The 26,049-nt window shown below is 31.4% G+C and carries 27 protein-coding genes; 17 read left to right on the forward strand and 10 right to left on the reverse strand.

Annotation, left to right across the window (positions count from 1 at the left end; all coding sequences use genetic code 11):
• Window positions 1-118 precede the first annotated feature (118 nt).
• Window positions 119-1,771, forward strand: coding sequence for a glutamine--tRNA ligase/YqeY domain fusion protein (locus KQI88_RS05885; protein ID WP_216415428.1), 1,653 nt, complete (start codon window positions 119-121; stop codon window positions 1,769-1,771).
• 126 nt (window positions 1,772-1,897) lie between these two features.
• On the opposite strand, the gene KQI88_RS05890 is transcribed toward KQI88_RS05885, so the two are convergent.
• On the reverse strand, window positions 1,898-2,152 hold the full coding sequence (locus KQI88_RS05890; RefSeq protein ID WP_216415429.1) for a TIGR03905 family TSCPD domain-containing protein: 255 nt from the start codon (window positions 2,150-2,152) through the stop codon (window positions 1,898-1,900).
• A 223-nt stretch (window positions 2,153-2,375) separates the two neighbouring features.
• Between KQI88_RS05890 and KQI88_RS05895 the strand changes: the two genes are divergently transcribed.
• From KQI88_RS05895 to KQI88_RS05910, 4 genes are all read left to right on the forward strand, one after another.
• On the forward strand, window positions 2,376-3,767 hold the full coding sequence (locus KQI88_RS05895) for an MATE family efflux transporter (RefSeq protein ID WP_246579165.1): 1,392 nt from the start codon (window positions 2,376-2,378) through the stop codon (window positions 3,765-3,767).
• 167 nt (window positions 3,768-3,934) lie between these two features.
• Window positions 3,935-5,425 carry a flavocytochrome c gene (locus KQI88_RS05900; RefSeq protein ID WP_216415430.1) on the forward strand — a complete coding sequence of 497 codons (1,491 nt, stop codon included), beginning with the start codon at window positions 3,935-3,937 and terminating at the stop codon, window positions 5,423-5,425.
• A 150-nt stretch (window positions 5,426-5,575) separates the two neighbouring features.
• Window positions 5,576-7,318: a cache domain-containing sensor histidine kinase gene (locus KQI88_RS05905; protein WP_216415431.1), complete on the forward strand. Its 1,743-nt coding sequence runs from the start codon at window positions 5,576-5,578 to the stop codon at window positions 7,316-7,318.
• 55 nt (window positions 7,319-7,373) lie between these two features.
• On the forward strand, window positions 7,374-8,141 hold the full coding sequence (locus tag KQI88_RS05910) for a response regulator transcription factor (RefSeq protein WP_216415432.1): 768 nt from the start codon (window positions 7,374-7,376) through the stop codon (window positions 8,139-8,141).
• 131 nt (window positions 8,142-8,272) lie between these two features.
• Here KQI88_RS05910 and KQI88_RS05915 read toward each other — a convergent pair whose 3' ends face one another.
• Both KQI88_RS05915 and KQI88_RS05920 read right to left on the reverse strand, forming a co-directional pair.
• Window positions 8,273-8,677: a bactofilin family protein gene (locus KQI88_RS05915; RefSeq protein ID WP_216415433.1), complete on the reverse strand. Its 405-nt coding sequence runs from the start codon at window positions 8,675-8,677 to the stop codon at window positions 8,273-8,275.
• 75 nt (window positions 8,678-8,752) lie between these two features.
• A complete protein-coding gene (locus KQI88_RS05920) occupies window positions 8,753-9,709 on the reverse strand; it encodes a M23 family metallopeptidase (protein ID WP_216415434.1) in 957 nt (318 codons plus the stop codon).
• Window positions 9,710-9,899: 190 nt separating this feature from the next.
• Here KQI88_RS05920 and KQI88_RS05925 point away from each other — a divergent pair, with 190 nt between their 5' ends.
• From KQI88_RS05925 to KQI88_RS05950, 7 genes are all read left to right on the forward strand, one after another.
• Window positions 9,900-10,730, forward strand: coding sequence for a transporter substrate-binding domain-containing protein (locus KQI88_RS05925; protein ID WP_216415435.1), 831 nt, complete (start codon window positions 9,900-9,902; stop codon window positions 10,728-10,730).
• 32 nt (window positions 10,731-10,762) lie between these two features.
• Window positions 10,763-11,443, forward strand: coding sequence for an amino acid ABC transporter permease (locus KQI88_RS05930; protein WP_216415436.1), 681 nt, complete (start codon window positions 10,763-10,765; stop codon window positions 11,441-11,443).
• Entirely contained in the window at window positions 11,436-12,158 is a 723-nt protein-coding gene (locus KQI88_RS05935) for an amino acid ABC transporter ATP-binding protein (RefSeq protein ID WP_216415437.1), read from the forward strand. The genes KQI88_RS05930 and KQI88_RS05935 overlap by 8 nt, the downstream gene beginning before the upstream one ends.
• 101 nt (window positions 12,159-12,259) lie before the next feature.
• The gene (locus KQI88_RS18280) at window positions 12,260-12,391 is read left to right on the forward strand and encodes a hypothetical protein (protein ID WP_281417547.1); all 132 of its coding nucleotides are present in this window, start codon (window positions 12,260-12,262) and stop codon (window positions 12,389-12,391) included.
• A 197-nt stretch (window positions 12,392-12,588) separates the two neighbouring features.
• Complete coding sequence (locus KQI88_RS05940; protein ID WP_216415438.1) at window positions 12,589-13,311, forward strand: AzlC family ABC transporter permease; 723 nt, start codon at window positions 12,589-12,591, stop codon at window positions 13,309-13,311.
• Entirely contained in the window at window positions 13,301-13,636 is a 336-nt protein-coding gene (locus KQI88_RS05945) for a branched-chain amino acid transporter permease (RefSeq protein WP_216415439.1), read from the forward strand. Before KQI88_RS05940 ends, KQI88_RS05945 begins: the two co-directional genes overlap by 11 nt.
• A 124-nt stretch (window positions 13,637-13,760) precedes the next feature.
• Window positions 13,761-14,618 (forward strand): DegV family protein, encoded by an 858-nt coding sequence (locus tag KQI88_RS05950; protein WP_216415440.1) that lies wholly within the window; start codon window positions 13,761-13,763, stop codon window positions 14,616-14,618.
• A gap of 74 nt (window positions 14,619-14,692) precedes the next feature.
• Here KQI88_RS05950 and KQI88_RS05955 read toward each other — a convergent pair whose 3' ends face one another.
• From KQI88_RS05955 to KQI88_RS05975, 5 genes are all read right to left on the reverse strand, one after another.
• Window positions 14,693-16,594 carry an ABC transporter permease gene (locus KQI88_RS05955; RefSeq protein ID WP_216415441.1) on the reverse strand — a complete coding sequence of 634 codons (1,902 nt, stop codon included), beginning with the start codon at window positions 16,592-16,594 and terminating at the stop codon, window positions 14,693-14,695.
• Window positions 16,581-17,339, reverse strand: coding sequence for an ABC transporter ATP-binding protein (locus KQI88_RS05960; RefSeq protein ID WP_216415442.1), 759 nt, complete (start codon window positions 17,337-17,339; stop codon window positions 16,581-16,583). Before KQI88_RS05960 ends, KQI88_RS05955 begins: the two co-directional genes overlap by 14 nt.
• A 13-nt stretch (window positions 17,340-17,352) precedes the next feature.
• Entirely contained in the window at window positions 17,353-17,751 is a 399-nt protein-coding gene (locus tag KQI88_RS05965; protein WP_216415443.1) for a hypothetical protein, read from the reverse strand.
• A gap of 180 nt (window positions 17,752-17,931) precedes the next feature.
• Complete coding sequence (locus KQI88_RS05970; RefSeq protein ID WP_216415444.1) at window positions 17,932-18,900, reverse strand: sensor histidine kinase; 969 nt, start codon at window positions 18,898-18,900, stop codon at window positions 17,932-17,934.
• The gene (locus KQI88_RS05975) at window positions 18,901-19,590 is read right to left on the reverse strand and encodes a response regulator transcription factor (protein WP_216415445.1); all 690 of its coding nucleotides are present in this window, start codon (window positions 19,588-19,590) and stop codon (window positions 18,901-18,903) included.
• Window positions 19,591-20,080: 490 nt separating this feature from the next.
• Between KQI88_RS05975 and KQI88_RS05980 the strand changes: the two genes are divergently transcribed.
• Entirely contained in the window at window positions 20,081-20,725 is a 645-nt protein-coding gene (locus tag KQI88_RS05980) for a cyclase family protein (protein ID WP_216415446.1), read from the forward strand.
• Window positions 20,726-20,867: 142 nt separating this feature from the next.
• Here KQI88_RS05980 and KQI88_RS05985 read toward each other — a convergent pair whose 3' ends face one another.
• Both KQI88_RS05985 and KQI88_RS05990 read right to left on the reverse strand, forming a co-directional pair.
• A complete protein-coding gene (locus KQI88_RS05985) occupies window positions 20,868-21,179 on the reverse strand; it encodes a hypothetical protein (protein WP_216415447.1) in 312 nt (103 codons plus the stop codon).
• A 69-nt stretch (window positions 21,180-21,248) separates the two neighbouring features.
• On the reverse strand, window positions 21,249-21,602 hold the full coding sequence (locus KQI88_RS05990; protein WP_216415448.1) for a helix-turn-helix domain-containing protein: 354 nt from the start codon (window positions 21,600-21,602) through the stop codon (window positions 21,249-21,251).
• Window positions 21,603-22,168: 566 nt separating this feature from the next.
• Between KQI88_RS05990 and KQI88_RS05995 the strand changes: the two genes are divergently transcribed.
• From KQI88_RS05995 to KQI88_RS06010, 4 genes are read left to right on the forward strand one after another with little or no spacing between them, the layout of a single operon-like run.
• A complete protein-coding gene (locus KQI88_RS05995; RefSeq protein WP_216415449.1) occupies window positions 22,169-23,191 on the forward strand; it encodes a siderophore ABC transporter substrate-binding protein in 1,023 nt (340 codons plus the stop codon).
• A 19-nt stretch (window positions 23,192-23,210) separates the two neighbouring features.
• Entirely contained in the window at window positions 23,211-24,224 is a 1,014-nt protein-coding gene (locus KQI88_RS06000) for an ABC transporter permease (RefSeq protein ID WP_216415450.1), read from the forward strand.
• Window positions 24,221-25,285: an iron chelate uptake ABC transporter family permease subunit gene (locus KQI88_RS06005; protein ID WP_216415451.1), complete on the forward strand. Its 1,065-nt coding sequence runs from the start codon at window positions 24,221-24,223 to the stop codon at window positions 25,283-25,285. The genes KQI88_RS06000 and KQI88_RS06005 overlap by 4 nt, the downstream gene beginning before the upstream one ends.
• The gene (locus KQI88_RS06010; protein ID WP_216415452.1) at window positions 25,282-26,034 is read left to right on the forward strand and encodes an iron ABC transporter ATP-binding protein; all 753 of its coding nucleotides are present in this window, start codon (window positions 25,282-25,284) and stop codon (window positions 26,032-26,034) included. The genes KQI88_RS06005 and KQI88_RS06010 overlap by 4 nt, the downstream gene beginning before the upstream one ends.
• Window positions 26,035-26,049: the final 15 nt, after the last annotated feature.

The raw sequence follows: 26,049 nt of genomic DNA on the forward strand, positions 1-26,049 counted from the left end.
GTATAATACATATAAATAATGATATTTTGCACGTTACACATGGAAAAATAATTAGTTTTATGGTATATTTATTTAAATATACTAATGCAGATAGAAAGCATGCTGAAAGGAGATTAAAATGGAAAATAAGCCTACTACTTCAAACTTTATTAGGAATATTGTTATACAAGATTTAGAATCAGGCAAACATAAAGAAATTATTACACGTTTTCCACCAGAACCAAACGGTTATTTACATATAGGACATGCAAAATCTATAGTATTAAACTTTGAGTTGGCTGACGATTTTAATGGAAAAACCCACTTGCGTTTTGATGATACAAACCCAACTAAAGAAGATACGGAATATGTAGAGTCCATTAAGGAAGATGTAAAATGGTTAGGATTCGATTGGGAGGAGTTATTCTTTGCATCCGACTATTTTGAAGAAATGTATAATCGGGCTGTACTATTAATTAAAAAGGGATTAGCTTATGTTGATGATTTATCAGCAGAAGAAATTCGTGAGCATAGAGGAACTTTGACTCAGCCAGGAAAAGAAAGTCCGTACAGAAATAGAAGTATTGAAGAAAACCTTGATCTTTTTGATAGAATGAGAAAAGGTGAATTTAAAGATGGTGAAAAGGTTTTAAGAGCAAAGATAGATATGAGCTCTCCAAATATGAATATGAGGGATCCTGTTATTTACCGTATAGTTCATGCAAGTCACCACAATACAGGAGATAAATGGTGTATTTATCCTATGTACGACTTTGCACATCCATTAGAGGATGCTATAGAGGGTATAACCCACTCTATATGTACAATGGAATTTGAAGACCATAGACCTTTATATGATTGGGCTGTTAGAGAGTGTGAAATGGAGTCTCAGCCTCAACAAATAGAGTTTGCTAGACTAAATATGACTAATACTGTTATGAGCAAGCGAAAATTAAAACAATTAGTGGATGAAGGAGTGGTAGACGGTTGGGATGACCCACGTATGCCAACTATTTCCGGATTAAGGAGAAAAGGATATACTCCTAAGGCTATTCGTAATTTCTGTAGAGAAATTGGAGTATCTAAAAACCAAAGTATTGTAGATGAGCAAATGCTAGAGCATTTTATCCGTCAAGATTTAAATGAAATTGCTCCTAGAACTATGGCAGTTTTAAGACCACTTAAAGTAGTTATTACTAACTATCCAGAGGGACAAGTGGAAATGCTGGATGCAGAAAATAATCCAGATGATCCATCAATGGGAGTACGTAAAATTCCATTCTCTCGTGAAATATATATAGAGCAAGAGGATTTCATGGAAAATCCACCTGCAAAATATTTTAGACTATTCCCTGGTAATGAGGTTCGTTTAAAGCACGCTTACTTTATTAAATGTAACGATGTAATAAAGGATGCAGATGGAAATATTGTGGAACTTCATTGTACTTATGATCCAGAAACAAAGAGTGGAACTGGCTTTACAGGAAGAAAGGTAAAGGGTACTATTCATTGGGTAGATGCTAGTAATTCTACACCTGCAGAGTTCAGACTATATGAGCCACTAATATTAGATGAAGATGGGGAAGACGATAAACATTTTTTAGAACAAATTAATCCAAACTCGCTAGAGGTATTACATGGTTTTGTAGAGGATAATATGAAGGATGTAAAGGAACACTATAAGTTCCAATTCTTTAGACATGGATACTTTAACGTAGATCCAAAGCATAATAGTAATGATAATTTAGTATTCAATAGAATAGTTTCTTTAAAAAGTTCTTTTAAGCTTTAATTAAACTAAAAAAACTTATATCTTTAGAATATAAGGAGTAAGTATTATTTTTATAGAGAGAGGCCATTAGGATTTAATAGAAATGGCCTTTCTTTATTGCCTAATACTCTTTACAAAGGAATATTATTAATTATTGTTTTCTTCAATATATGCAACTAAGGCTTTAGACAACTGATCTGGACAGGAGGTACTCTTTCCTCCGCATTTAATACCCTGTAGTCTTTTAATAGCCTCATAAATATCCATACCTTCTACTAACTGACTGATCCCGAAAAGGTTACCAGGACATCCAGATTCAAAGGATACATTGTGTAATTTGTCTTGTTTTACATCGAAGTTTATTTTTTTTGAACAAACTCCTGAAGGTGTATAACTGCCCATATGTAAAGTCTCCTTTCTAGTTAGTGGTGAACTAATAATATACACGACAATTTAAATCATAATAGAAAGTATATAAGAGTGTCAAGGTATATAACAGCATTGTAGTACTTATTATTTAAAGTTAATAAATTAATTACATAAAGTGCTTGAAGAGCTTTTTAAAGATTTGATATAATATTTTGAGTTTGGAAATAAAATTTATAAATTAAAGGAGGTAGTGGCTTTGGTTAAAGAAAATCAACTAACGCAGGGAAGTATATCAAAAGTGCTAATTAAACTAGCACTTCCTATTATGGGAACATCTTTTCTACAAACTGCATATACTATTACGGATATGTTTTGGATAGGAAGGGTAGGTACTAAAGCCGCTGCGGCCGTAGGTACAGGTGGTTTCTTTACATGGCTTGCTATGGCGTTTATCATACTATCTAAAGTTGGAGCAGAAGTAGGGGTTGCTCAATCTATAGGTAGGGATGATGTTAAAGAGGCAAGAAGATACATTAGACATACAATCCAACTAAATGTATTTTTAGCGATTATTTATAGCATTGCGCTTATTACTTTTAGACATTCTCTTATAGGGTTTTTTAATTTAGGGGATACAGAGGTAATTGAAATGGCTACCTCTTATCTTGTTATTGTTTCCCTAGGATTAGTATTTTATTTTATAAATCCAGTATTTACAGGTATTTTAAATGGATATGGAGATAGCAAGACACCATTTTATATAAATATGATTGGATTGATTGCAAATATTGTATTAGATCCACTATTTATACACGGAATAGGCCCTATCCCTGCAATGGGAGTAAAGGGAGCTGCTATAGCGACAGTAATAGCACAAGCTATTGTAAGCTTGGTATTTATATTTAGAATTGTTTTTGCAAAGGGAGAGCTTTTTAATAATATTGGACTTTTAAAAGCTCCAGACATGGATCATATGAAGCATATTATAAGATTGAGCCTACCTGTTGCTTTACAAAATGCATTGTTCTCCATTATTGGAATGTTTATTGCCAAAATAATTGCGCCTTGGGGACACACTCCTATTGCGGTACAAAAAATTGGATCTCAAATAGAGGCTATTTCTTGGATGACGGCAGGAGGCTTCTCTACAGCCCTAAGCACTTTTGTTGGGCAAAACTATGGAGCTAAAAAATGGGATCGTATATATAAAGGATACTTTGTTGCAATTGGACTAGTAAGCATTATTGGAGTGGGAGCAACACTTTTGTTGACATTTGGAGCAGGACCCGTTTTCTCTGTGTTCTTAAATGAAGAAGAAGCAGTTGCACACGGTATTGCATATTTAAAAATATTAGGATTATCCCAGTTATTTATGTGCATTGAAATTACTACAGCTGGAGCCTTTAATGGCTTGGGAAAAACAGTACCGCCTTCTATTATAGGTATTGTATTTAACGCTCTACGTATTCCAGGTGCCATGATTCTATCTGCCCCCCATCTATTAGGATTAAATGGGATATGGTGGAGCATAAGTATAAGTAGTATATTTAAAGGAGTTATATTAACAAGCTGGTTTATTTTATTTCTTAGAAGAAATTCATATCATCTACATGAAAAACAGTTAGAAGCTGTAGCACAACAATTGTAGACTTTTAGAAACCACCCTTAGGGTGGTTTTATTGTATATTTTTAAATATAAACTGTATGGAAAAGTACAAAAAACTACGATAAATTACAAATACAATATATAAAAGTTGCCTTATAATAAATAATAGAAATTGATAAAAAAATAACATTTTATAGAGGAGGCACTTTATGAAAAGCTTTAAAAGGATCAGTATCATTTTATTAGCTATTGTCTTATCTTTATCAGCTGTTGGATGTGGTCAAAAAAATGGTGAAAATGCAGACGCAGATACACCAAATAAAGATGGACAGGTTAAAGAAGAAGTTTATGATGTAGTTGTAATTGGTGGTGGAGGAGCAGGACTTTCTGCTGCAATAGAAGTAAAGGGTGCAGGAGCTAGTGTAGTTGTATTAGAAAAGATGGCATTTATAGGTGGTAATACATTAATATCTGGTGGGGAGTTAAATGCTCCTGAAACATGGATTCAAGAAAAATTAGGTATTGAGGATAGTATAGAACAATATAAAGAAGATACATTAAAGGGCGGAGACAATCAAGCTGATGAAAAATTAGTAACTGTTTTGGCTAACAATGCTCGTAGTGCCATAGAATGGTTAAGGGACGAAGTTAATGTTTCATTTAAAGAAGACTATTTAATGCAATTTGGTGGACATTCTGTTCCAAGAGCAGCTTATCCTGAAGGTGGTTCTGGTGACGAACTTATCAGTAAGCTAGGAACTAAAGTAGAAGAAATGGATATACCTGTAAGAAAACAAACAAAAGCTGAGGAAATCCTTACAGATGAAAGTGGAAAAGTTAATGGAGTAAGAGCCGTAGATAAAGACGGTAACGAAATTATATTTAAAGCAAACAAAGGTGTTATAGTAGCAACAGGTGGATTTGGTTCTAGCTTAGAAATGAGAAAGAAATATAATCCTGAGTACGATGAAAGATATATGAGCACAGATCAACCAGGTTCTACTGGAGATGGAATTGTTATGGCAGAAGAATTAGGCGCTGCTTTAATAGGAATGGAAAATATTCAAACCTATCCAACTTGTAGTCCAGTAACAGGTGTTTTATCTTATGTAGCTGATACTAGATTTGATGGAGCTGTATTGGTTAATAAAGAAGGTAATAGATTTGTTGAAGAATTAGACAGACGTGATGTTATTTCCAAGGCTATTTTGTCTCAAACTGATGGAATGGGTTATTTAATATGGGATACAACTGTTAAAAACAAAAGTCATATGGATAATTATATGAAGGAATTTGATCAGTTAGTGAAACAAGGTACTCTTATTAAGGCAGATACAATTGAAGAAGCAGCAAAGTTTTTCGATATTAATGTTGATCAATTAAAAGAAACTATAGCGAAATATAACGAATATGCTACTAATGGAAAAGATGAAGATTTTAATCGTAGAGGTGAAATTATAGGATTAACAGAAGCTCCTTACTATATTCAGAAAGTAGTTCCTTCTGTACACCATACAATGGGTGGTCTTAAAATCGATACAGAAGCTAGAGTAATAAATAATGAAGGTAATCCTATTCCTGGCTTATTTGCTGCTGGAGAAGTAACTGGAGGAATTCATGGAACAAATAGATTAGGTGGAAACGCAATTACAGATATTGTTGTATTTGGTAGAATAGCAGCTGAAAGTGTGCTTAAGTAAGTAAAATAAATAATAAAGAAAAATCCCTATAAGTTTTTAATTTTATAGGGATTTTTCTTCATATACCTTTTGTAATATGCAATATAAGGGTATACTTTAATAGGTAAATATAGTTGTTGATTATAGAATCGAAAGGCTATGGTGTAGTTTATGAAAACCTTAAGAACAAAAATACTTTTGTATTTTGCTACAGTTACTACAATAATGATTCTTTTATTAGTAGTATTGGTTAGAAATCAAATCAAAAATACTAATATACCATTGACAATAGATTTAAGTCAGCAAATTATTACTGCAAAGTCTGGAGAAGTAGGAGCTTGGATTAACCAGCGGATTGCAGAATTGAAGGTGTTTACTGAAAACGAAACCCTAATTTCTATGGATATGGATAGAATAAAGCCATATATGAGAAAAATGGATGAAAGTCATAGGGCGGAATTTGAATCCTTTGCTATTATCACTCCAGAGGGACATGCCTGGGTAACCAACGATACCTATATTGATGTAACTAACAGATCCTATTTTGAAAAAATAAAGACAGAGGATTTGGATTATGTAATTAGTGATCCAATTATTTCCCGTTCTAATGAAGAGCCTATAGTTGTTATTATCCATACCATAAGAGATGATGCTGGAAAGCCAGTGGGCTATATTAATGGGGCAATATATATATCTAAGCTATCGGCTATTGCATCAGAGGTTAAGATGTATAATGGATTAGCTTGGATATGTGATAGAAATGGACAAGTATTTACTATGGAAGAAGGCTATATAAATAAATCCTTTAACATCTTTGAAAGTGAAACCTATGGCTATATAGGAGCGAAACATATAGGTGGCAAAACAGTGGAGGGGATAGAAGGTATTGATAGAATACAGGATTTTATGGGAAACAATATTATAGTTCTATATGCACCTATTCCCTATGCGGAAGGATGGTCCTTAGGTATTAATTTTCTTGAGAAGGAGATGACTCAAGATACGGACAGACTCCTTCAAATGATTCTAGTTTTTGGATTCTTTATTATTACTAGTTTAATATTAATTTCTCTATTTTTATCATCGTCTATAGTTAAGCCAGTTAAGGAATTACAGGGTTTAATGAAGGATGTGGAGAAAGGAAATTTAGATATTGTTTATTCTCATCCTGGAGAGGATGAAATTGGGCAACTGGGGAAAAGTTTTAACAAGATGGTAAGACAGATTAAGAATTTAATTAACACTGTTTATATAGAACAAAAAGATAAGAGAGAAGCAGAACTGAGGGCGCTACAGGCTCAGATTCAACCACATTTTTTATATAATACTTTAGATACAATCCATTGGATGGCGTTAGAACATCAGGCTTATGATATTGTAGATATGGTAGATGCACTTACCAATCTATTTAGAATATCTATAAGCAGGGGAGAAGAAATAATTCCATATTTAGAGGAGATTAAGCATATTGAAAGCTACTTATTTGTTCAAAAGGTTCGTTATGAAGATAAATTAGAATATGAAATGTATTGGGATGAAAAACTAAAGGAATGTAAGGTTTTAAAGTTAATTATACAGCCATTGGTGGAAAATGCTATATACCATGGTATTAAAGGAAAGAAGGGTACAGGAAAAGTATTAATAGAAGGAAAAATAATAGGTAAAGAAGTGGAGTTAAAAGTAGCAGATGATGGTATTGGAATGGAGAAAGAAAAGTTATCACAAATTATAGATGTATTAGAAGGTAGAAGCAAGGGTGAAGGTGTAGGTTATGGTATGTTTAATGTAAACGAAAGAATTAAGCTTATGTTTGGAAATAAATATGGTATTAGGATTAAAAGTGAATATGGAAAAGGCACAGAAGTTATACTTAGACATCCGCTTATTATAGATAATAGAAAGCTTATAGAGTGAAGGCTTTACAGGCATTAGAACTGTTTAAAATACATCGAAGGAAAGGTGAGGTCCTATGTGGAAAGTGCTTATTGCAGATGATGAACCCAAAATTAGAAAGGGTCTAAAAAGAATAATAGAGTCTTTTAATTTGGAACTAGAAATAGTGGCAGAAGCAGAAGAAGGAGAAATGGCCCTAGATTTAGCAAAGGAACATAGACCCCATATTCTTTTAGTCGATATTAATATGCCTTTTTTAGATGGTCTAGGTTTTATTGAAAAAGTTCATGATTTTTTGCCATATTCTATTGTAATTATAATTACAGGATATGATGAATTTCGTTATGCTCAGAGAGCTATTAAATTACAGGTATTTGATTATTTATTAAAACCTATAAACTCTGAAGAGCTGAAGAATATTATAATTAAGGGAATAGTACATCTACAAAATCAGCCTAAAAATATGGAAAATATAGATGTAATAAATAATAATGAAGAGGAATATAGTCCGATAGTGGTTCTGCTTAAAAACTATATGGATAGTCACTATATGCAGGAAGATTTATCCTTACATGAAGTAGCTGATAAATTTGATATTAGCCCCTCCTATTTAGGTAAGTTAATGAAACATGAACTGGGTAAGACTTTTATAGAATACTTAACAGAAATAAGAATAGAAAATGCTAAAAAGATGCTTCGTGAAGAAAATATAGGCATAAAAATCCATGAAGTAGCACAATTGGTCGGATATAGTAGCCAGCATTATTTTAGTAGAGTATTTAAGAAGGAAGTAGGAGTCAGTCCGATTGAATATAAACAGAACATAAAAATAGAACCATTATAAATTAACTTGTTGTGCTGATTAAAAATTACAAATAAAAAACTCTAGCTATCTACTGACCGATTGCTTTTAAATAGAATCGGATTAAAAATTCATAGTACTTATATCTAAAATTAAGTAGTGTAGAAAATCAATTAATTTTCTACACTACTTGATTCAGATTTTTTTGACTTGTATTTAGAATTTATTTCATTTGCTGTCATTTTAGAACTACCTTCAAAAACTCCATTTTCATCGATTATTAGAGATTTAACAGAAATATCACCAATTACTTTTCCAGTAGAGGTTAGCCTAAGTTGTTCATTGGCCATTATGTTACCGTCCACATTGCCACCTACTATTATATTTGACCCCATAATATTTCCAATAACTTGACTACTTTCACCTATGTAAATATCACCTTCTACTTTTACATCGCCTTTAACATTACCATCAATTCTAATAGTTCCTTCAGCAGTTAATGTTCCTTCAAAGGCTGTATTTTTACCTATAAGTGTATCAAATTTTGAGAAATCTGTTGTCTGTTTTTTACTGAACATAATTATTATCCCCCTATAAAGTGTATTTAATTAAAGATTGAAGATCTTTTAATTCGTTAAAATTAACGATAAAATCTAGTTTTCTATCAGGTCTAATGGATTTATAGGCTCATTATTAAGTCGTACTTCAAAATGAACGTGTGGACCTGTACTTCTCCCAGTACTCCCTACTTTAGCAATAACTTGTCCTTTTTCTATCTGGTCACCTACGGAAACAAGAATTTCTTGATTATGAGCATATATTGAGGTATATCCATAGCCATGGGAAATCATTACTACTTTCCCATATCCGCCATTATATCCAGAATATGTGACAATTCCACTTCCAGCAGCTATGATGTCTGTTCCTAGTTTATTTGAAATATCTATTCCATTATGAAATTCTCTGTTTCTTCCTGTAGGTGAAATACGATATCCAAAGGGTGAAGATATCCTACCAGGATTAGGCATTAGATTGGGGAGTGCATCCAGATATTCTAGTTGTTGTTCAACATTTAAAATAAGTTTTTCCATATTTTCTTTCTCACGATCTATTAACTCTGTTAGGAGGTTTATTTCTTCCTCATATCCTTGAGAAGAAAAAATATTGCTTTGTGCAGATCGAGAGACTATATTTGGTGAATAAGAGTAAGAGAATAAAATATCTGTTGTTTCTGGTAAACTAGTATCTTCATTACTAGTATCTAAACCTACCATGTTTAATACTTGATTTTGAATTTTATTTAAATCTGCTAATTTTTCATCTACTTTTATAGAGTAATTTTTTAATTCAGCTATTTCATATTTTTGACTTTCATTTTCTAATTTCAGCTCAGCAATTTGGTTGTTTGCAGCAATTAGTTTATGCCTTATGCCAAAGTAGCCACTAGAAAATATAATAGAGCTTAAGATTACAAAAAATAAAGATAGAATTATTACCTTTGAAAGCAACTTAGGTAGAGAAAACTTTATAATTTTTTCTGAAGAATTAGGGAGAATCATAAAAGTAAGATTTGACTTTGTTCTATTTTGAAAATGCTTTAGTTTTTTCATAAATAAAAAACCTCCTCGAAACTTTAAGGACAGGCCTAACTGGTATAAATTATTCTACATAAAAAAGAAAATACCTTTTTAAAGTTTTTAAAAAAGTTGTTGCATATTTATTTATATGATTGTATAATATTCCAATAGGATACATATACATAAATATGTATAATTATTAATAAACCGAGGGGGAATTAAAATGAAAAAGTTTTCTAAATCAGCTATTATATCACTTATAATAGGAGTAGCTATTTTATTTACTGCATGTGGTAATGCTACTGCTAGTAATAATAATGCAGAGGAGTCTCTTTCTAAGTTAGATCAAATTAAAAAAGCAGGTAAGATAGTTGTTGGCACAAGTGCAGACTATCCTCCATACGAGTTTCACAAGGAAGTTAATGGTAAGGATGAAATAGTTGGATTTGACATTTCAATTGCAAAGGAAATTGCAAAGGATTTAGGTGTAGAACTTGAAATAAAGGATATGGATTTCGATGGATTACTATTAGCACTAAATGCTGACAAGGTAGACTTTGTAATGGCTGGTATGACTCCAGATCCAGAAAGAGTGAAAGCTGTAGACTTTTCTAAAATATACTATAATGCAGTTCATGGCATAGTTATTAAAGCAGAAAACAAAGATACACTTAAGACAGTAGATGATTTAACTGGTAAAAAAATAGGAGCACAAAAGGGTGCTATACAAGAAAAAATTGCAGAAGCTGAAATTAAAGACCTTCAATTAAAGTCATTGGCTAAAATACCAGATCTAATTCTTGAAGTTAAAAACAATAAAATAGATGCTGTAGTTATGGAAAAGCCAGTAGCAGACTCTTATGTAGATAAAAACAAGGATTTAATGCTTATGGATGTTACATTTGACGATGGTGAAGGTGGTTCTGCAGTTGCTGTTAAGAAGGGAAGTACAGATCTAGTTAATGAGATAAACAAAACTCTAGATCGTTTAATCAAGGATGGATCTGTAGATAAATTTGTACTAGAAGCTATAGAAATGGTAGATGGAGAGTAATAGTACGACTTAAAGGAAGGAAGGGCTAAAAAATGAATTTTAGTTTTTTACCAAAATATTATACATTCTTTATTAATGGAGCAAAAAATACAGTATTACTTGCATTTTTCACCGTGGCCTTAGGCGTAGTATTTGGTGTGTTTTTAGCCCTAATGAGAATTTCCAAAAATAAGGTTCTGAATTTTATTTCAACTGCCTATGTAGAAGTTATTAGAGGGACACCATTACTCGTTCAGATATTTATAATATATTATGGATTACCTGCTATAGGTATTAACTTTCCATCTGTTGCCTTTTTAGGCAGTACTGGCGAAGAGTTTGTGGCAGGAATTATAGCTCTATCAATTAATAGTGGGGCCTATGTTGCAGAAATTATACGTTCTGGTATTCAGTCGGTAGATAAGGGGCAGATGGAGGCAGCCCGTTCCTTGGGTATGCCTTACTCCATGTCTATGAAACATATTATTATACCTCAAGCATTTAAAAATATTTTACCAGCCTTAGGAAATGAATTTATAGTTATTATTAAGGAATCCTCCATAGTATCGGTTATTGGTATAAATGAGCTTATGTATAATGCCAACACTGTAAGGGGAAATACCTTCATACCTCTAGAACCTTTAATAGTGGCTGCAGGAATTTACTTTGTTTTAACATTTACGCTATCTAAACTACTAGGAATCGTCGAAAGGAGGATGAAGGTAAGTGATTAAGGTAGAAGGACTTATAAAAAACTTTGGCAAACTTAATGTATTAAATGGTATAAACACTGAGATTAAAAAGGGTGAAGTTGTAGTGGTTATTGGGCCAAGTGGATCTGGAAAAAGCACTTTCTTAAGATGTCTTAATTTACTTGAGGAGCCTACAGCTGGAGAAATAATATTTTCGGGAAAGAAGGTAACTGACAAAGGTGCTAATATAGATCTGTTAAGACAAAATATAGGAATGGTATTTCAACAGTTTAACCTTTTTCCACATATGACAGTTTTAGAAAATATTACTTTAGCACCTATTAAGCTTAAGAAGATTTCTAAGGAAGAGGCAGAAAAAATAGCTATGGACTTACTTAAGCAAGTAGGTCTTGAAGATAAGGCGGGGGCTTATCCTAACCAGTTATCTGGAGGACAAAAGCAAAGAATTGCCATAGTTAGAGCCTTAGCAATGTCTCCAGATGTAATGTTATTTGACGAACCTACATCAGCCCTAGACCCAGAAATGGTAGGGGAAGTACTAGAGGTAATGAAAAAGCTAGCAAAAGAAGGCATGACAATGATAGTAGTTACCCATGAAATGGGTTTTGCTCGAGAAGTAGGTACTAGACTTATGTTTATGGACGGTGGAAACATTGTAGAAGAAGGTGTGCCAAAGGATGTTTTTGACAACCCTCAAAATCAAAGAACAAAGGAGTTTTTAAGAAAAGTGTTGTAAATTTCATTTATAAAATACTTATAATAAGTATTTAATAGAAAGATAGAATAAAACCACATCTTCTTAGCTATAATAACTAAAAAACGATAGGAGAAATAGCTATGGAAGATAGGAATAAACTCAATGAAATACCTTTAGCTAATGTTAATAGGGAAGAATTAAGGCAGATACAAGAATTAGAGCAGACAATGGGAGATAAATATTATTTAATAGCACTTGAAAAGAAAAGTTAATAGAACTCATGCGATTAGGGAGTAATATAGCTAAGAATAATAGATGAACTGGATTATATAGTTCATCTATTATTCTTTTGAACATATTTAAGAATAATGTATTTTTTAATTCCAGCGATATTATCTATAATATAATTATGCTATAATATATTTTCATAATACAGTACAATAAATAGGGCAAATATGGGGGGACATATATGAAAAAAGCAATTAAAGCAGCATTTCCAGCTACAATACCAGTTATGCTAGGATACCTTTCAGTAGGAATAGCCTTTGGATTGCTATTTGAAAAGTCTGGATATAATTTTATGTGGGCAATTCTTATGAGTGTAGCTGTATATGCAGGATCTATGCAGTTTATAGCTATTAACCTATTAACAAGCGGAGCAGGCTTGATGGAAATAGCATTGGTGACATTATTTGTAAATATTAGACATGTTTTCTATGGATTATCATTTATAGATAAGTTTAAAGGTATGGGAAAGAAAAAAACATATATGATTTATTCTCTTAGTGATGAAACTTACTCACTGTTATGTTCTTCGAAAGCACCTGAAGGTATTGATAATGATTCATTTCTTTTTTGCATTGCACTTTTGAATCAAATATATTGGATAATTGGCACATTTATTGGCTCTATTGCAGGTTCATTGATAACATTTAATACAAATGGAATTGATTTTGCAATGACCGCCCTATTCGTAGTTATTTTTATTGAGCAGTGGTCTACTTATAAAACCCATATTCCAGTACTAATTGGTATTGCATCTACTATTTTATCGCTTTTAATCTTTGGAGTTGATAATTTAATTTTACCTTCTATGGTATTAATAACTGTTGCCCTGATGATATTTGAAAAACAGATAGATAGGAAAACTTCAGAAGATAATGATGGGGAGGTAGTAAATAATGAATGTTAATAATAATTATACTTTAATTGCAATATTAGTTATTGGAATTGTTACATTTGCTATAAGGGTAGCTCCTTTTATTTTATTTGGAAAAGATAAAGCTACACCAAAATATGTACAGTATATAGGTAATTATTTACCTCCTGCAGTTATAGCTATGCTTATAATCTACTGCTTAAGAAACGTCAATATATCTGCATTTCCCTTTGGTATTCCTGAGACAATTGGAGTTATAACAGTAGCAATTTTGCACATATGGAAACGTAATAATTTAATTAGCATAATAGGTGGAACAGCTATATATATGATTGCAATTCAGTTTATATTTATATAATTTGATTTGTTCTAATAAACAATACTATTGTTTTTTTATAATCTAGGAAAGTATGCATTTATAGATTTTTTATGTTAAAATTATATAAATATTAAAAACAAGTAAACTGGAGTGAAATGTACATATGGCTATTAAGATTTTAACTGACAGCACAAGCTATATTGAGGAATCTTTAAGAGAAGCTTTAGATATAAGGGTAGTATCTTTGAATGTAGAGTTTGAAGATATTACTTTTAAAGAAACTGAAATAGACAATGAAAGTTTCTATAAGATGATGGATAAGAAAGGAATACCTAAATCATCACAGCCTTCTATAGCAGATTTATATAATGAAATGGAGAGTGTAGTAAAACAAGGTGACGATTTAATTTGTATTTTTTTATCATCAGATATGAGTGGTGCATACTCAACTGCCCACTTGGCGAAGAATATGATTTTAGAAAATTACCCTAATGCTAATATAGGGATTATAGATTCTAGATCAAATTGTATGCAGTTAGGGTTTGCTACTATAGTAGCAGCAAGGGAGGCTAAAGAAGATAAGAGCTTAGAGCAAGTTAAAGAAGCAGCTGAGAACAATACTAAAAAAAGCAGATTTTTATTTATACCAGCTAATCTAGAATACTTACAAAAGGGTGGAAGAATTGGTAAAGCAAATGCTATAATTGGAGATCTCCTAAAAATTATTCCTATTTTAACTGTAGAAAATGGAGTGACTACAGTATTTAAAAAAGTTAGAACAAAAGGAAAAGCTGTGTTAACCATAGTCAAGCAAGTATTGAAAGATATCGAAGCTCTAGGGCTAGGAGAAATTGTAGTCCATCATATTAACTGTATTGATGAGGCTAAAAATGTAGTTAAACAAATAAAAGAATTTGTAGATGTGGATATTAAGATACAAGATATAGGACCAGTAATTGGGTTACATGTTGGCCCTGGTGCGATAGGGATAGCATATTATACTAAAGAAGATATTAGATAGAAGAAATAGACCTTACTGTTTTTTAGTAAGGTCTATTTTTTTAGAGTACAATATTTATTCTGTTTAATTAAATTTTATCTTAATCCTTTGATAATTGTTTTATTATAATTTCTTGAAACAAATATATATCCAATGCTTTGTAATAAAAGAAATACTACAAAGCAAATAATTGCAACTATAAAATATGAGCCACCAGTTATATTGCTAAGTGCAGCTGCACCTATAAAAAGAAATACGGAAGCTACTATAAAGGGAACAAACATCAGTATGGCAAGATTTTGGAAAATTATTTTAGATAAATCTTTCTGAGAAAGCCCTATTTTAGTTATACTTCTGAATTTTGTTGTTTCTTTTTCTTTTTCAGTAATAAGTCTAAAATAGATCATGCTTGAAGCGGCTAATACAAAAATCACACTGATAACAAACCCTATATATAGCATCAGATTCTTAACAATTTTTTCGGTTTCGTATAGTTCTCCTGCAGAGAAAAAGCCAACGGGATTCTGTCCATTGTCTGTGACAACATCTTTTAAACTTTGAGCTGTTTCAAGGTCTTCTTTCCAATATGCAACATTATAAGCAAATATGCTATTTACTTGAAAGCCTTCGTATTCAATATCTTTGTATATGTTATCATTTATTACACATACAGTGTTAAAAAAGCCCTCAGGAGTTATAGGATTATCACCTTTGCCTACGACCATAGGTTTTATTCCTAAGTCTTTGAAAATAGCATTTATAGTTAAGTTATTTTCAATATTAAAATTTGCTTGCTTTACTCCTCTTATAATGTAAATCTGATTTTTTTCAAGGGATACGGGGATTTCATTTACTGCATGTGCTATTTTATTATAATCGCTTTCCGAAATGACAGCAGCACGAGAGTTTTCTTTGTTTAGTAGATTAAAATAATAGTTCTCATATCCAATTTGATTGCTTAGTGTGTTCTCAAGCAATTCAACATTTTGTGCTCTCTTTTCATTATTTTCTTCAGAAATATAAATATAACTAAAAGGATAAGCTTTTTTTACATTAGGTTCCACATCTGCCTGAGCAGTATAAAGCATAGAAATTGCAGAAAATGCTCCAGTTAAAAGTATAGTTACTAGAAACATCATATTAACATTTATTTTAAGCTTTGACTTAAAATCTGAACCAAGAATCATATTAGTTTTTCTATGGTAGAGCTTGCTTTTTTGAAATATACTTAATATGCCCCTAGAAATTACAGAAAATAAAAAATACAGCGATATAAGAACAAGAACAAGAAATACAGGAGCTCCAATATCTGAAGATAAAAGTGTTTCTATAATTTTCAATTTATTATTAAATACACTAGAAACTAAAAGAAATAGTGTAAATATAGTGCCAATTATCATGAAAAGGGGTGAAAACTTAAGATTGCTTTCATCTGTTTTGTCTGATTTTATCATAGATATTACCTTGTTTCTTCGAATGAATCGAGGTGATATTGTAGAAATTAGAAAAAACATTATCAGAAACATTCCAAGTGTAAGCAATATTGCTTTAGCAGGGAAATACATTTCAAAGCCGCTAACATTCATTATTGTTCTAGATAACATCAATGTTAAAGGAGAAAAAACAAGTCCTAAAATAATTGCACATAGAATTGCCATAATACCTATAAACATATTTTCTGTAAAAACTATTTTGTTAACCTGCTTTTTAGATGCTCCCGTTATCATAAATAGTCCTATTGTTTTTTTTCGTGCTTTCATAAATGAACTGACAGAATAAGAAATAAACATAAACGAGAAAATATATACAAGGATACTTCCTGCCATAAGTGCCATAAACAAAGTTGAACCACTTTGAATTACAGATAAGTCTGGATGAAATATTGAAACTGCAAAACAAAAGAACATAAAAACAGAAAACAGACTACTTAAAAAGTAAGCAAGATATGTCCATTTATCTCTTAGTACATTGTTGAGAGCAAGCCTATTTAAAGTCATCTACTCCACCTCCAAGAAAACTTAACATGTCCATTATTTCCTTATAAAATACAACACGACTATCACCACAGTGAATTTCATTATATAATTCTCCGTCTTTAATAAAAACCACACGTTTACAGAAGCTTGCAACATATGCATCATGTGTAACCATTAAAATAGATGTCCCTAATGTTTGGTTAATCGTTGTAAAAAGCTTCATTACATCCTTTGCTGCTTTAGAATCCAGGTTCCCTGTAGGTTCATCTGCAAGTAATATAGAAGGGTTGTGAATAATAGCTCTTGCAATGGCAACTCTTTGTGCTTGTCCTCCTGAAATTTCAAAGGTTCTTTTTTTCAATAGCTTTGAAATTCCCAGAAGTTCAGTCACCTTATTTAATCGCTCTTTCATGGTTTTTTCAGGAACACTATCTAATGTAAGAGGAAGAATAATGTTTTCCTCTACTGTAAGTGTATTTACTAAGTTAAAATCCTGAAATACAAATCCCAACTCCTGTCTGCGAAATTTAGCAAGTTCATCATCATTTAGTTTATGGGGCGCTTTTCCATTTATATTTATTTCTCCTTTTGTGGGGGTGTCAATTGTGGATATACAATTTAAAAATGTACTTTTACCACTACCTGATGGCCCCATAATTGCCACAAACTCACCTTGCTCTAAGTTGAAATTAATGTTGTTAAGTGCGGTGAAATTAATTTTGCCAATATAAATTTTAGATAGATCTTTTATTTCTAATACATTCATTAGTATTTCCTCCCTATTCTAGGTTATCTACGTATATCATTTCTTTATCATTTACAGTCAGCATTCCAAATTTAGTTACTTTTCCAGTTCTCACATTGTATACTAAGATGAACTCTAATACATCCTTAGGCTCTCCCTTAACATTACCTATTAAATAAATATCCTCAACGCCTTCTGTGCTCATAAGTCCATTGAATTGATTAGATGCACTTTCTTCAGCGATAGAAATATCAAAATCTTTTAGGTCTATTTCCTTATTAAAATATTTTTTAGCATATTCTTGGGTTGTTTTTTTCAGATATGATTTTAATTCTGTAGTTTCATCATTATTATTGCCATTATAATTCAGTGAGCATCCCATAAATGCAATTGTAAACACTATTAATATAAATACTGTTAAAATTTTTTTCATGTTATAATCTCCTTTCCCTATTTGTTGTTTTCATTATAGTATTTAAGCTAAAGTACATCAATTTACCTAACTTACAGTAACATTACATTTTTGTAATGAAAAAATTCGTCTGATGCTATTGCATCGACTCATGACGCACCCAATTTAAAAGCTCAACCTCTAAATGAAGTTGAGCAAAGTCTAAAATTCAATATAAAATGTTGTTTTTTCATTTGGGGTTGAATCAACTGTAATTTTGTGAGATAGTAAATCGGTTATTTTCTTTACTATGTACAAACCAACACCAGTTGATTCACCAAAGCCTCGGCCATTATCTCCCGTAAAAAACAAATCAAAAATTCTGTTAATATCACTTCTTTGAATACCTATACCTTCGTTTGTAATTTTAAGAATGAAGTTTTCATTTCTTTTATAGATTTCAAAGAAAACTAAGGTATCTTTTCTGCCATACTTAATCGCATTGTTTGCAATTTGATAAATAACACATTTCATCCATTTAGCATCTGTATACACATATACATTATCATCTATAGAAAGCTTGGGATATATAGATTTTGTAATAAAAAAATATTTAAGATCATTTATAACATCACTGACAAGTTTTTTTAAATTAATTTTTTCTATTTTCAAATCATTACTAATATCATCTAAGCAAAGAAAGTTAAGGGTTTGCCAAAGGGTGTAGTCTAAGCGCTTGGTTTCCGCTGTGATTCTTTCGAAGTCCTTGCTATCTTCATTATTTTGAGCAATAAGATTTATAACAGAAATAGGAGTCTTCATTTGATGTACACTTTGGTTAATAAGTAATTTATACTCCTCTTGCTTACGACTTAGGTTTGATAATTTCGTATTATATAGTTTAAAATATTCATATAGAGTAATGTCAAAAGCATTTTCAAGAGAAGAAAATGAATTATGTATCAGTATATCTTCTAATGTTTCTGGAGTTGATGATAATTTTTTATATAGCCTATAATTTGAAGCGTATCGATATATTAAAAAACAAACAAGCAAAAAAAAGCTTAGAAAAACAAAGTATCCAAAATTATTTTCAAGCTCCCCTAAAGTATTTAACAAAATTGAAAGTCCCCAAAATGTTGTTGAATACAGAAAAACAATCCATAAATTATCTTTTATAAACAGCTTCATTTATACCACCTCAACAAGCTTATACCCAACGCCTCTAACCGCTTCAATTTCAAAATTTGTATCTACTTCTATGAGTTTTTTTCTTATTCTTGCTATGTTCACATTCAGTGTATTTTCTTCCACAAAGGTTTCATCATCCCAAATAGCTGTAAGTAGCTTTTGTCTACTTATTACCTTTGGGTAATTATCCATTAAAATTGATAAAAGTTCTACTTCTTTTTTTGTAAGAGTAGTTTTTTTAGTTTTATTTTCTAAAGTAAAGCTCTCACAAAATAGCTTTAAATCCCCTAAAGCTTTTGTTCTTTCTGTTTTTACTTCTGCATAGTCTCCATATGCTCTTCTTATATTGGCATTTATTTTCGATACAACTATTTCAAAAGAAAAAGGCTTTGTAATATAGTCATCTGCTCCATTATCCATTGCATATATTTGTTCTAAATCTCCAGTTCTAGCAGAAATAAAGATAATCGGGCATTTTGATATATTTCTAATTTGTCTACACCAATAAAACCCATCAAACTTAGGAAGGTTAACATCAAGTAAAACAAGATTTGGATCATATTTTATAAATTCCGTGGTGATATCATCGAAGTTTGAGCATATCCAACATTCAAAACCATATTTTTCGATATGCTTTTTTAAAAGTTCTGAAATAGATATATCATCTTCTACAATCATTATTCTGTACATGTTAAATATCATTCCTTTCGGGTACTTTTACTAAAAGTACATAAATATTTCTATGAAATTTATTAAAACAAATATAAAATGTCAATGTATATACAAACTATTTCAATTTAATTATATTTTTAATATAAGATTTTGTTAATATCATTTTATGTATAAAATAACATTATATCCTTTGACTAAAAAGGTATGCAAAAAGCATAGTATTATACAATGGTGAAATAGGGTATTATTTAGTTAACAATTCAAATTTTCATGTAACTTAATATATTGAAAATACACGAGGTTAATTATCATAAAACTTAATAAATTTATAATTTATTAAGTATATATTTATTTAGGTCAATTTTCTAACTTTTAGCAGGATATTGCGATATTAAGAGAGAAGAGAAATATAAGATATTTAAGTCGATTATATTTATCTATCAATATAACTAACCATATAAGAAAGGATAATGCAACTTTAACAGTTACATTATATAAGGTAAATAACATGAAAATTATTGATTTAACACATAAAATGCATGAATGTATGCCCGTATTTCCAGGAACAGAGAAACCTATGTTTTTTCCCGCCAATACACTTGAAAAGGATGGATTTGCAGAAACAAAACTTTCTATGTACTCACATACAGGTACCCATATAGACGCACCTAGTCATATGTTAAAGGAAGCAAATTCCCTTGCTCAACTGGAAATTAATCATTTTATAGGAAAGGCAATGGTTATTGATTTTACACATATTGATAATAAGGAAATATCTAAAGAATACCTATTAAAATATGCAAGTAAGCTTGAGGACTTAGATTATGTCTTGTTAATGACAGGATGGAGTAAATATTGGAATAGTGACAAGTATTTTGGTGATTTTCCCTTTCTCACAGAAGAAGCGGCAGAATGGTTGACTAGCTTTAATTTAAAAGGTATTGGTATTGATGCAATATCTATTGATGATATGAAAACTACTACTTTTCCAATACATCATAAATTATTTAAACATAACATGATTGTAATTGAAAATCTGACAAATCTAGAGCTAATAAATAAGGAAGAAAGCTTTATTTTTTCATGCTTGCCTTTAAAGTATGAAAATGCTGATGGATCACCAGTTCGAGCAATTGCTATATTATCATTATAATATCAAATATAAGTTATGTGGTTTAGCATTAATGTTAAGGCATGTTTAAAAAACACTGCAAATATAAACAATAGATAGGCTAAGGAAATAGCTAATCTATTGTTTTTTTATATAAAAAATATTAGTCTAGGGCACAGGGTAGCTATTTAGACTTTACAAGTTTAGCAGGTATTTCTGGCGGTGGCGCTGGAGGACCAGCTAGAGGATGCCTAGGGGCATGAACTATAGTAATGCTGTTTAATATAACTTCTTTTTCAATCAACTTTTGGCTTTCATCATACTTTTCTCTGATTTCTGCCCGTGGAACTACTACTGTTACTTCATGGGGAATTCCCTTGTCTGTTATTCTATTCATCTTTATATATAAGTCTTCAAGTTTTAATTCAATACAATCACATTGAGACTTTGCTTTTCTGCATAAAATAAACTTAGATAATATAGATTGAATGGACATAAAATTTCCTCCCTCCTATATGTACATTATTCAGCTAATATAGATTAGGTGAGGGATAAGTATAGACAATTAAACGGGCATATTCCTATATTTAAGTGGAGTAATACCAGTTAACCTCTTGAAAGACATGTTATAATAATTTTGATTATTATATCCAACAGATAGTGCCACTTCTAATACAGATAAATTTGTATTTAAGAGTAAGCTCTTACTTTTTTCTATTCTAACCTCATTTAGGAACCTTGAATAGGTTTTGCCAGTTTCTTTTTTAAATAAGTCACAAAAATAGCATTTATTGAGGTTTAAATAGCTGGATATATAGTCTAAACTTAAATCTTTATGATAATTATTTTTAGTATAATCCATCGCTTTTCTGATATGAAAATTATAGATTTCCTTACTATGAGATGTATGTAGGCTCATTAGATAAGCTTCCTTTCGAGCAGATAAAATATTTGAAGAAACTTCATCAGTGAAATTCCAGTTATATTTATACTGATATTTAGATACTGAGTTATGCAATTTTCTCATGGAATTAGTTCATCAGTAATAAGGATAAAAATAAATAAACCTAAATATAGTTATAAAAACCTAAATATAGTTAAGATTTTCAAAAGATTAAATGATAAACTTCCATTGAGTGAAAATGATTATCAAATTCATGTTTGTTGAATAATTATATCAGCTTCTATTGAATTATGTCAAATGAACATAGAATATAAGCTCAGGTATACCGATAAGTGATATTAAATAACGATGTTTGTCCTATAAGGTAAAAGTAGTTGACAATGTTTTCTTGATTTGGTACAATTAATCAAAATGTTGAAATTGATAATCAATATCATTAAATTTGTGTTATTGTTACTGTGCACTGTAGTGAAATAGATAGGGTTATTATTTAAGTCACGCATAAAAATATAACATAGATATTAATTTTATCAATTCAATAATTTGCTTGTCTATCAAGCTTATATACAAGGAGGATATGTATGAAAAAATCTAAATTTTTTAAATTAACTATGCTTATGATGGCTTTTGCTTTAATGTTGACAGCTTGCTCAAATCCAAGTAATGAAGCTGTTAAGCCTGAAACGAACCAGCCAGAAAATGAGCCTGCTGAAGTTTTAACGGTTGAAATCACTGATGTTCATGGAACTGTTACTGTCCCTGTAAATCCAAAGAATGTAGTTGCACTAGATAATAGAACTTTTGAAACTTTAGCTGATTGGGGAATTGAATTAGCGGCTGTTCCAAAGCCTGTAATGCCTGCGGATTCACCATATGTAAGTGATAAGTCAGTTCAAGATATTGGAAGTCATGGTGAACCAAATCTGGAAGTTATAGCAGCTGTAGACCCTGAACTTGTAATTATTGGGCAAAGATTTGCTAAATATTATGAGGAAATAAAAAAATTAGTACCAAATGCAGCTGTTATTGATCTTAATTTTGATGTTTCTAAGGAAACTGATACACCTGGAAAAAACTTAGTAAATGGACTTAAGAATTCTACAATCGCTTTGGGACAAATTTTCGATAAAAATAAAGAGGCTGAACAATTGGTAGCTGATTTTGATCAAGCGATCAAAGATGCTAAGTCTGCATATAATGGAACAGATACAGTTATGGGTGTTGTAGTTTCTGGTGGGAACATAGGTTTTTCAGCGCCTCATTCTGGACGTGTTTGGGGACCAATGTATGAAATTTTTGGATGGATTCCAGCATTAGAAGTTGGTGGTGCTACTTCAGATCATCAAGGTGATGATATTTCTGTTGAAGCTATTGCACAAAGTAATCCTGATTGGATTTTCGTACTAGATCGTGATGCTGCAGTATCTTCTGTAACCGATGCAGTTCCTGCTCAGGATGTTATAGATAATTCACCTGCACTTAAAAACACAACTGCTGTTTCTGAAGGAAATATAATTTATGCACCAAATGATACTTACACAAATGAATCAATACAAACTTATCTAGAGTTATTTGAAGAACTTGCAAATGCTTTAGCTAAGTAGTATAAAGGAGTAAAATATAGTGCAAAAAAATACAATACAAAAAATTACAGGGTCTGAGAATTCTCAGACCCAATGTTACAATCACAATAAAATATGGACAAAGCCTTTTATATTAGCGATTATAGCTGTCATTATTTTAGGTGTTATATCACTGTTTACTGGAGTTTATGATATACGTGGCCAAGAGGATGGCATAAATATGTTCTTCATAACTCGTGTTCCAAGAACTGCTGCACTAATGCTTACTGGAGCTGCAATGTCAATGTCAGGTCTGGTAATGCAACTTATTACACAGAATCGTTTAGTCGAACCTACTACAACAGGAACTATTGAGTGGGCAGGTTTGGGACTTATTCTTGTTTATTTATTATTTCCTGCACCAACTTTAGTTCTAAGAATGACTGGTGCAATCCTTTTTTCTTTTATAGGAACTATGATTTACTTTTTATTTTTAAGAAGAGTTAAACTTCGTTCGTCTTTAATTGTCCCAATCATTGGGATTATGCTTGGAGCGGTCATTTCTGCAATTTCCACTTTTGTTGGACTGGCTTTTCAAATGAAGCAAAATATTGAAACTTGGTTTGTAGGCTCTTTTGCATCGGTTCTAATTGGAAAATATGAATATTTATGGTTAATTGTTATAGTTACTTTTCTTATTTTTATTTATGCTGATAGATTGACTTTAGCTGGACTAGGGGAAGATGTTGCAACAAGTCTTGGAGTAAATTATAGCAAGATCGTTCTTTTTGGTACTGGTCTTATTTCTTTTGCAGTTGGAATTGTTGCCGCTGTTATTGGGAACTTACCTTTTTTAGGTTTAATTGTACCAAATATTGTTTCAATGTATAGAGGAGATGATCTTAGGAGCAATTTACCTTGGGTATGTGTGTTAGGCATGGGTACTATAACTGTTTGTGACATAATTTCTAGAACAATTATAATGCCTTTTGAAGTGCCTGTCTCTTTAATACTTGGAACAGTGGGGTCGGTCGTATTTATTGTTATTTTATCGAAACAAAGGAGGCTAAGATGAACGCATTAGTATATAGTAATAAAGAAAATATCGAAATCGATTCTAGCCTTCATAATGAAAATAGGTCAGCTAGAGCTTTTCGTTCTAAAAAAGAAGAAAAACGTTATTGGATTTTGCTGATAACATTGATTGCTTTGGGTGCTCTTTCTTCCTATGGACTTTTGGTTTATAAGAATCCAATTCCAATAGATTCTCCTTCTTTTATCCCAGTTGTTAGAAGAAGGATGGTAGCTCTTGTTGCAATGATTATTGCTGCAATTTGTCAGAGTTTGTCAACGGTTGCTTTCCAATCGATTACGAATAATAGAGTTATAACTCCTTCGCTTTTAGGTTTTGAAGCACTTTACTCAACAATTCACACTAGTACAATGTTTCTCTTTGGTGTTAGCACATTTATAAGTTTTAGCGGTATTGGATCATTTCTATTTCAAGTTGTTGCTATGGTCTTGATGAGTTTGATACTTTATGGATGGTTACTTTCTGGAAAGTATGGAGACTTACAACTTTTGCTTTTGGTTGGAGTTATTATTGGAACTGGTCTGAAGTCTTTGTCGTCTTTTATGAGAAGACTTCTTGCTCCATCTGAGTTCGATATTTTACAGGCAAGATTGTTTGGTTCTGTCAGTAATGCGGATTCTGCATATTTTCCTATTGCAATTCCAATTGTAATAATTGTAGCAATACTTCTTCTGGCTTATTCTAAGAATTTAAATGTAGTGTCACTTGGAAAGAATGTTGGTACTTCTTTGGGAATTAATCATCAATCCAGCGTAATTTTTTCTCTTATATTAGTTTCTGTTTTGATGTCAATTTCAACGGCATTGGTTGGACCACTTACTTTCTATGGATTTTTAGTTGCAACTTTGAGTTATCAAGCGGCGCCAACTTATGATCACAGATATATTTTCCCGATGGCTCTTGCTATAGGATTTTTGATATTAACGGGTGCATACTTTTTTATGTATCATGTATTTCATGCTCAAGGTGTAGTTTCAATTATTATCGAAATGTTTGGTGGAATCACATTTTTAATTGTGATTTTAAGGAAGGGGACTTTATGATAGAGATTGCTAATGCTAGAAAGTTGTATACTGATGAGGTAAAAATAGGACCTTTAAATATTAAAATACCAAAAGCTGGTCTTACGTCTTTAATTGGGCCAAATGGTGCTGGAAAGTCTACGACACTTTTGATGATCGGAAGACTTTTGGATATGGATGAAGGCCAAATTAAGGTAGCAAATATGGATGTTTCTGAATCTAAATCAGAAGACTTAGCAAAAATTTTGACTATTCTAAGGCAAGAAAATCATTTTATAACGAGGCTTACTGTTAGACAATTAGTTGGGTTTGGACGTTTTCCATATTCAAAGGGAAGATTAACTAAGGAGGATGAGGCTATCATTTCTAAATATATCGATTTTTTAGGCTTGACTGATCTAGAAAATAGATATTTAGATGAACTTTCCGGTGGACAAAGACAAAGGGCATATGTAGCAATGGTTTTGTGCCAAGAGACTGAATATGTACTTTTGGATGAGCCTCTGAATAATCTGGATGTTGCTCGTTCTGTTCAAATGATGAAGCATTTAAGGTATGCTGCTAATGAATTTGGAAGAACAATTCTGACTGTTATGCATGATATAAATTTTGCAGCCAAATATTCTGATAGAATTTGTGCTATGAAAGATGGACAAATTGCCGCTTTTGGAACAGTAGAAGAGGTTATGGACCCAGAACTTTTGACAGATATTTTTGAAACGAAAATAGAAATTATCGATGGTCCTCATGGGCCAGTAGCGATTTATTAATTATAAGATTAAATA

Source organism: Alkaliphilus flagellatus, assembly GCF_018919215.1.
Lineage (GTDB): Bacteria > Bacillota > Clostridia > Peptostreptococcales > Natronincolaceae > Alkaliphilus_B > Alkaliphilus_B flagellatus.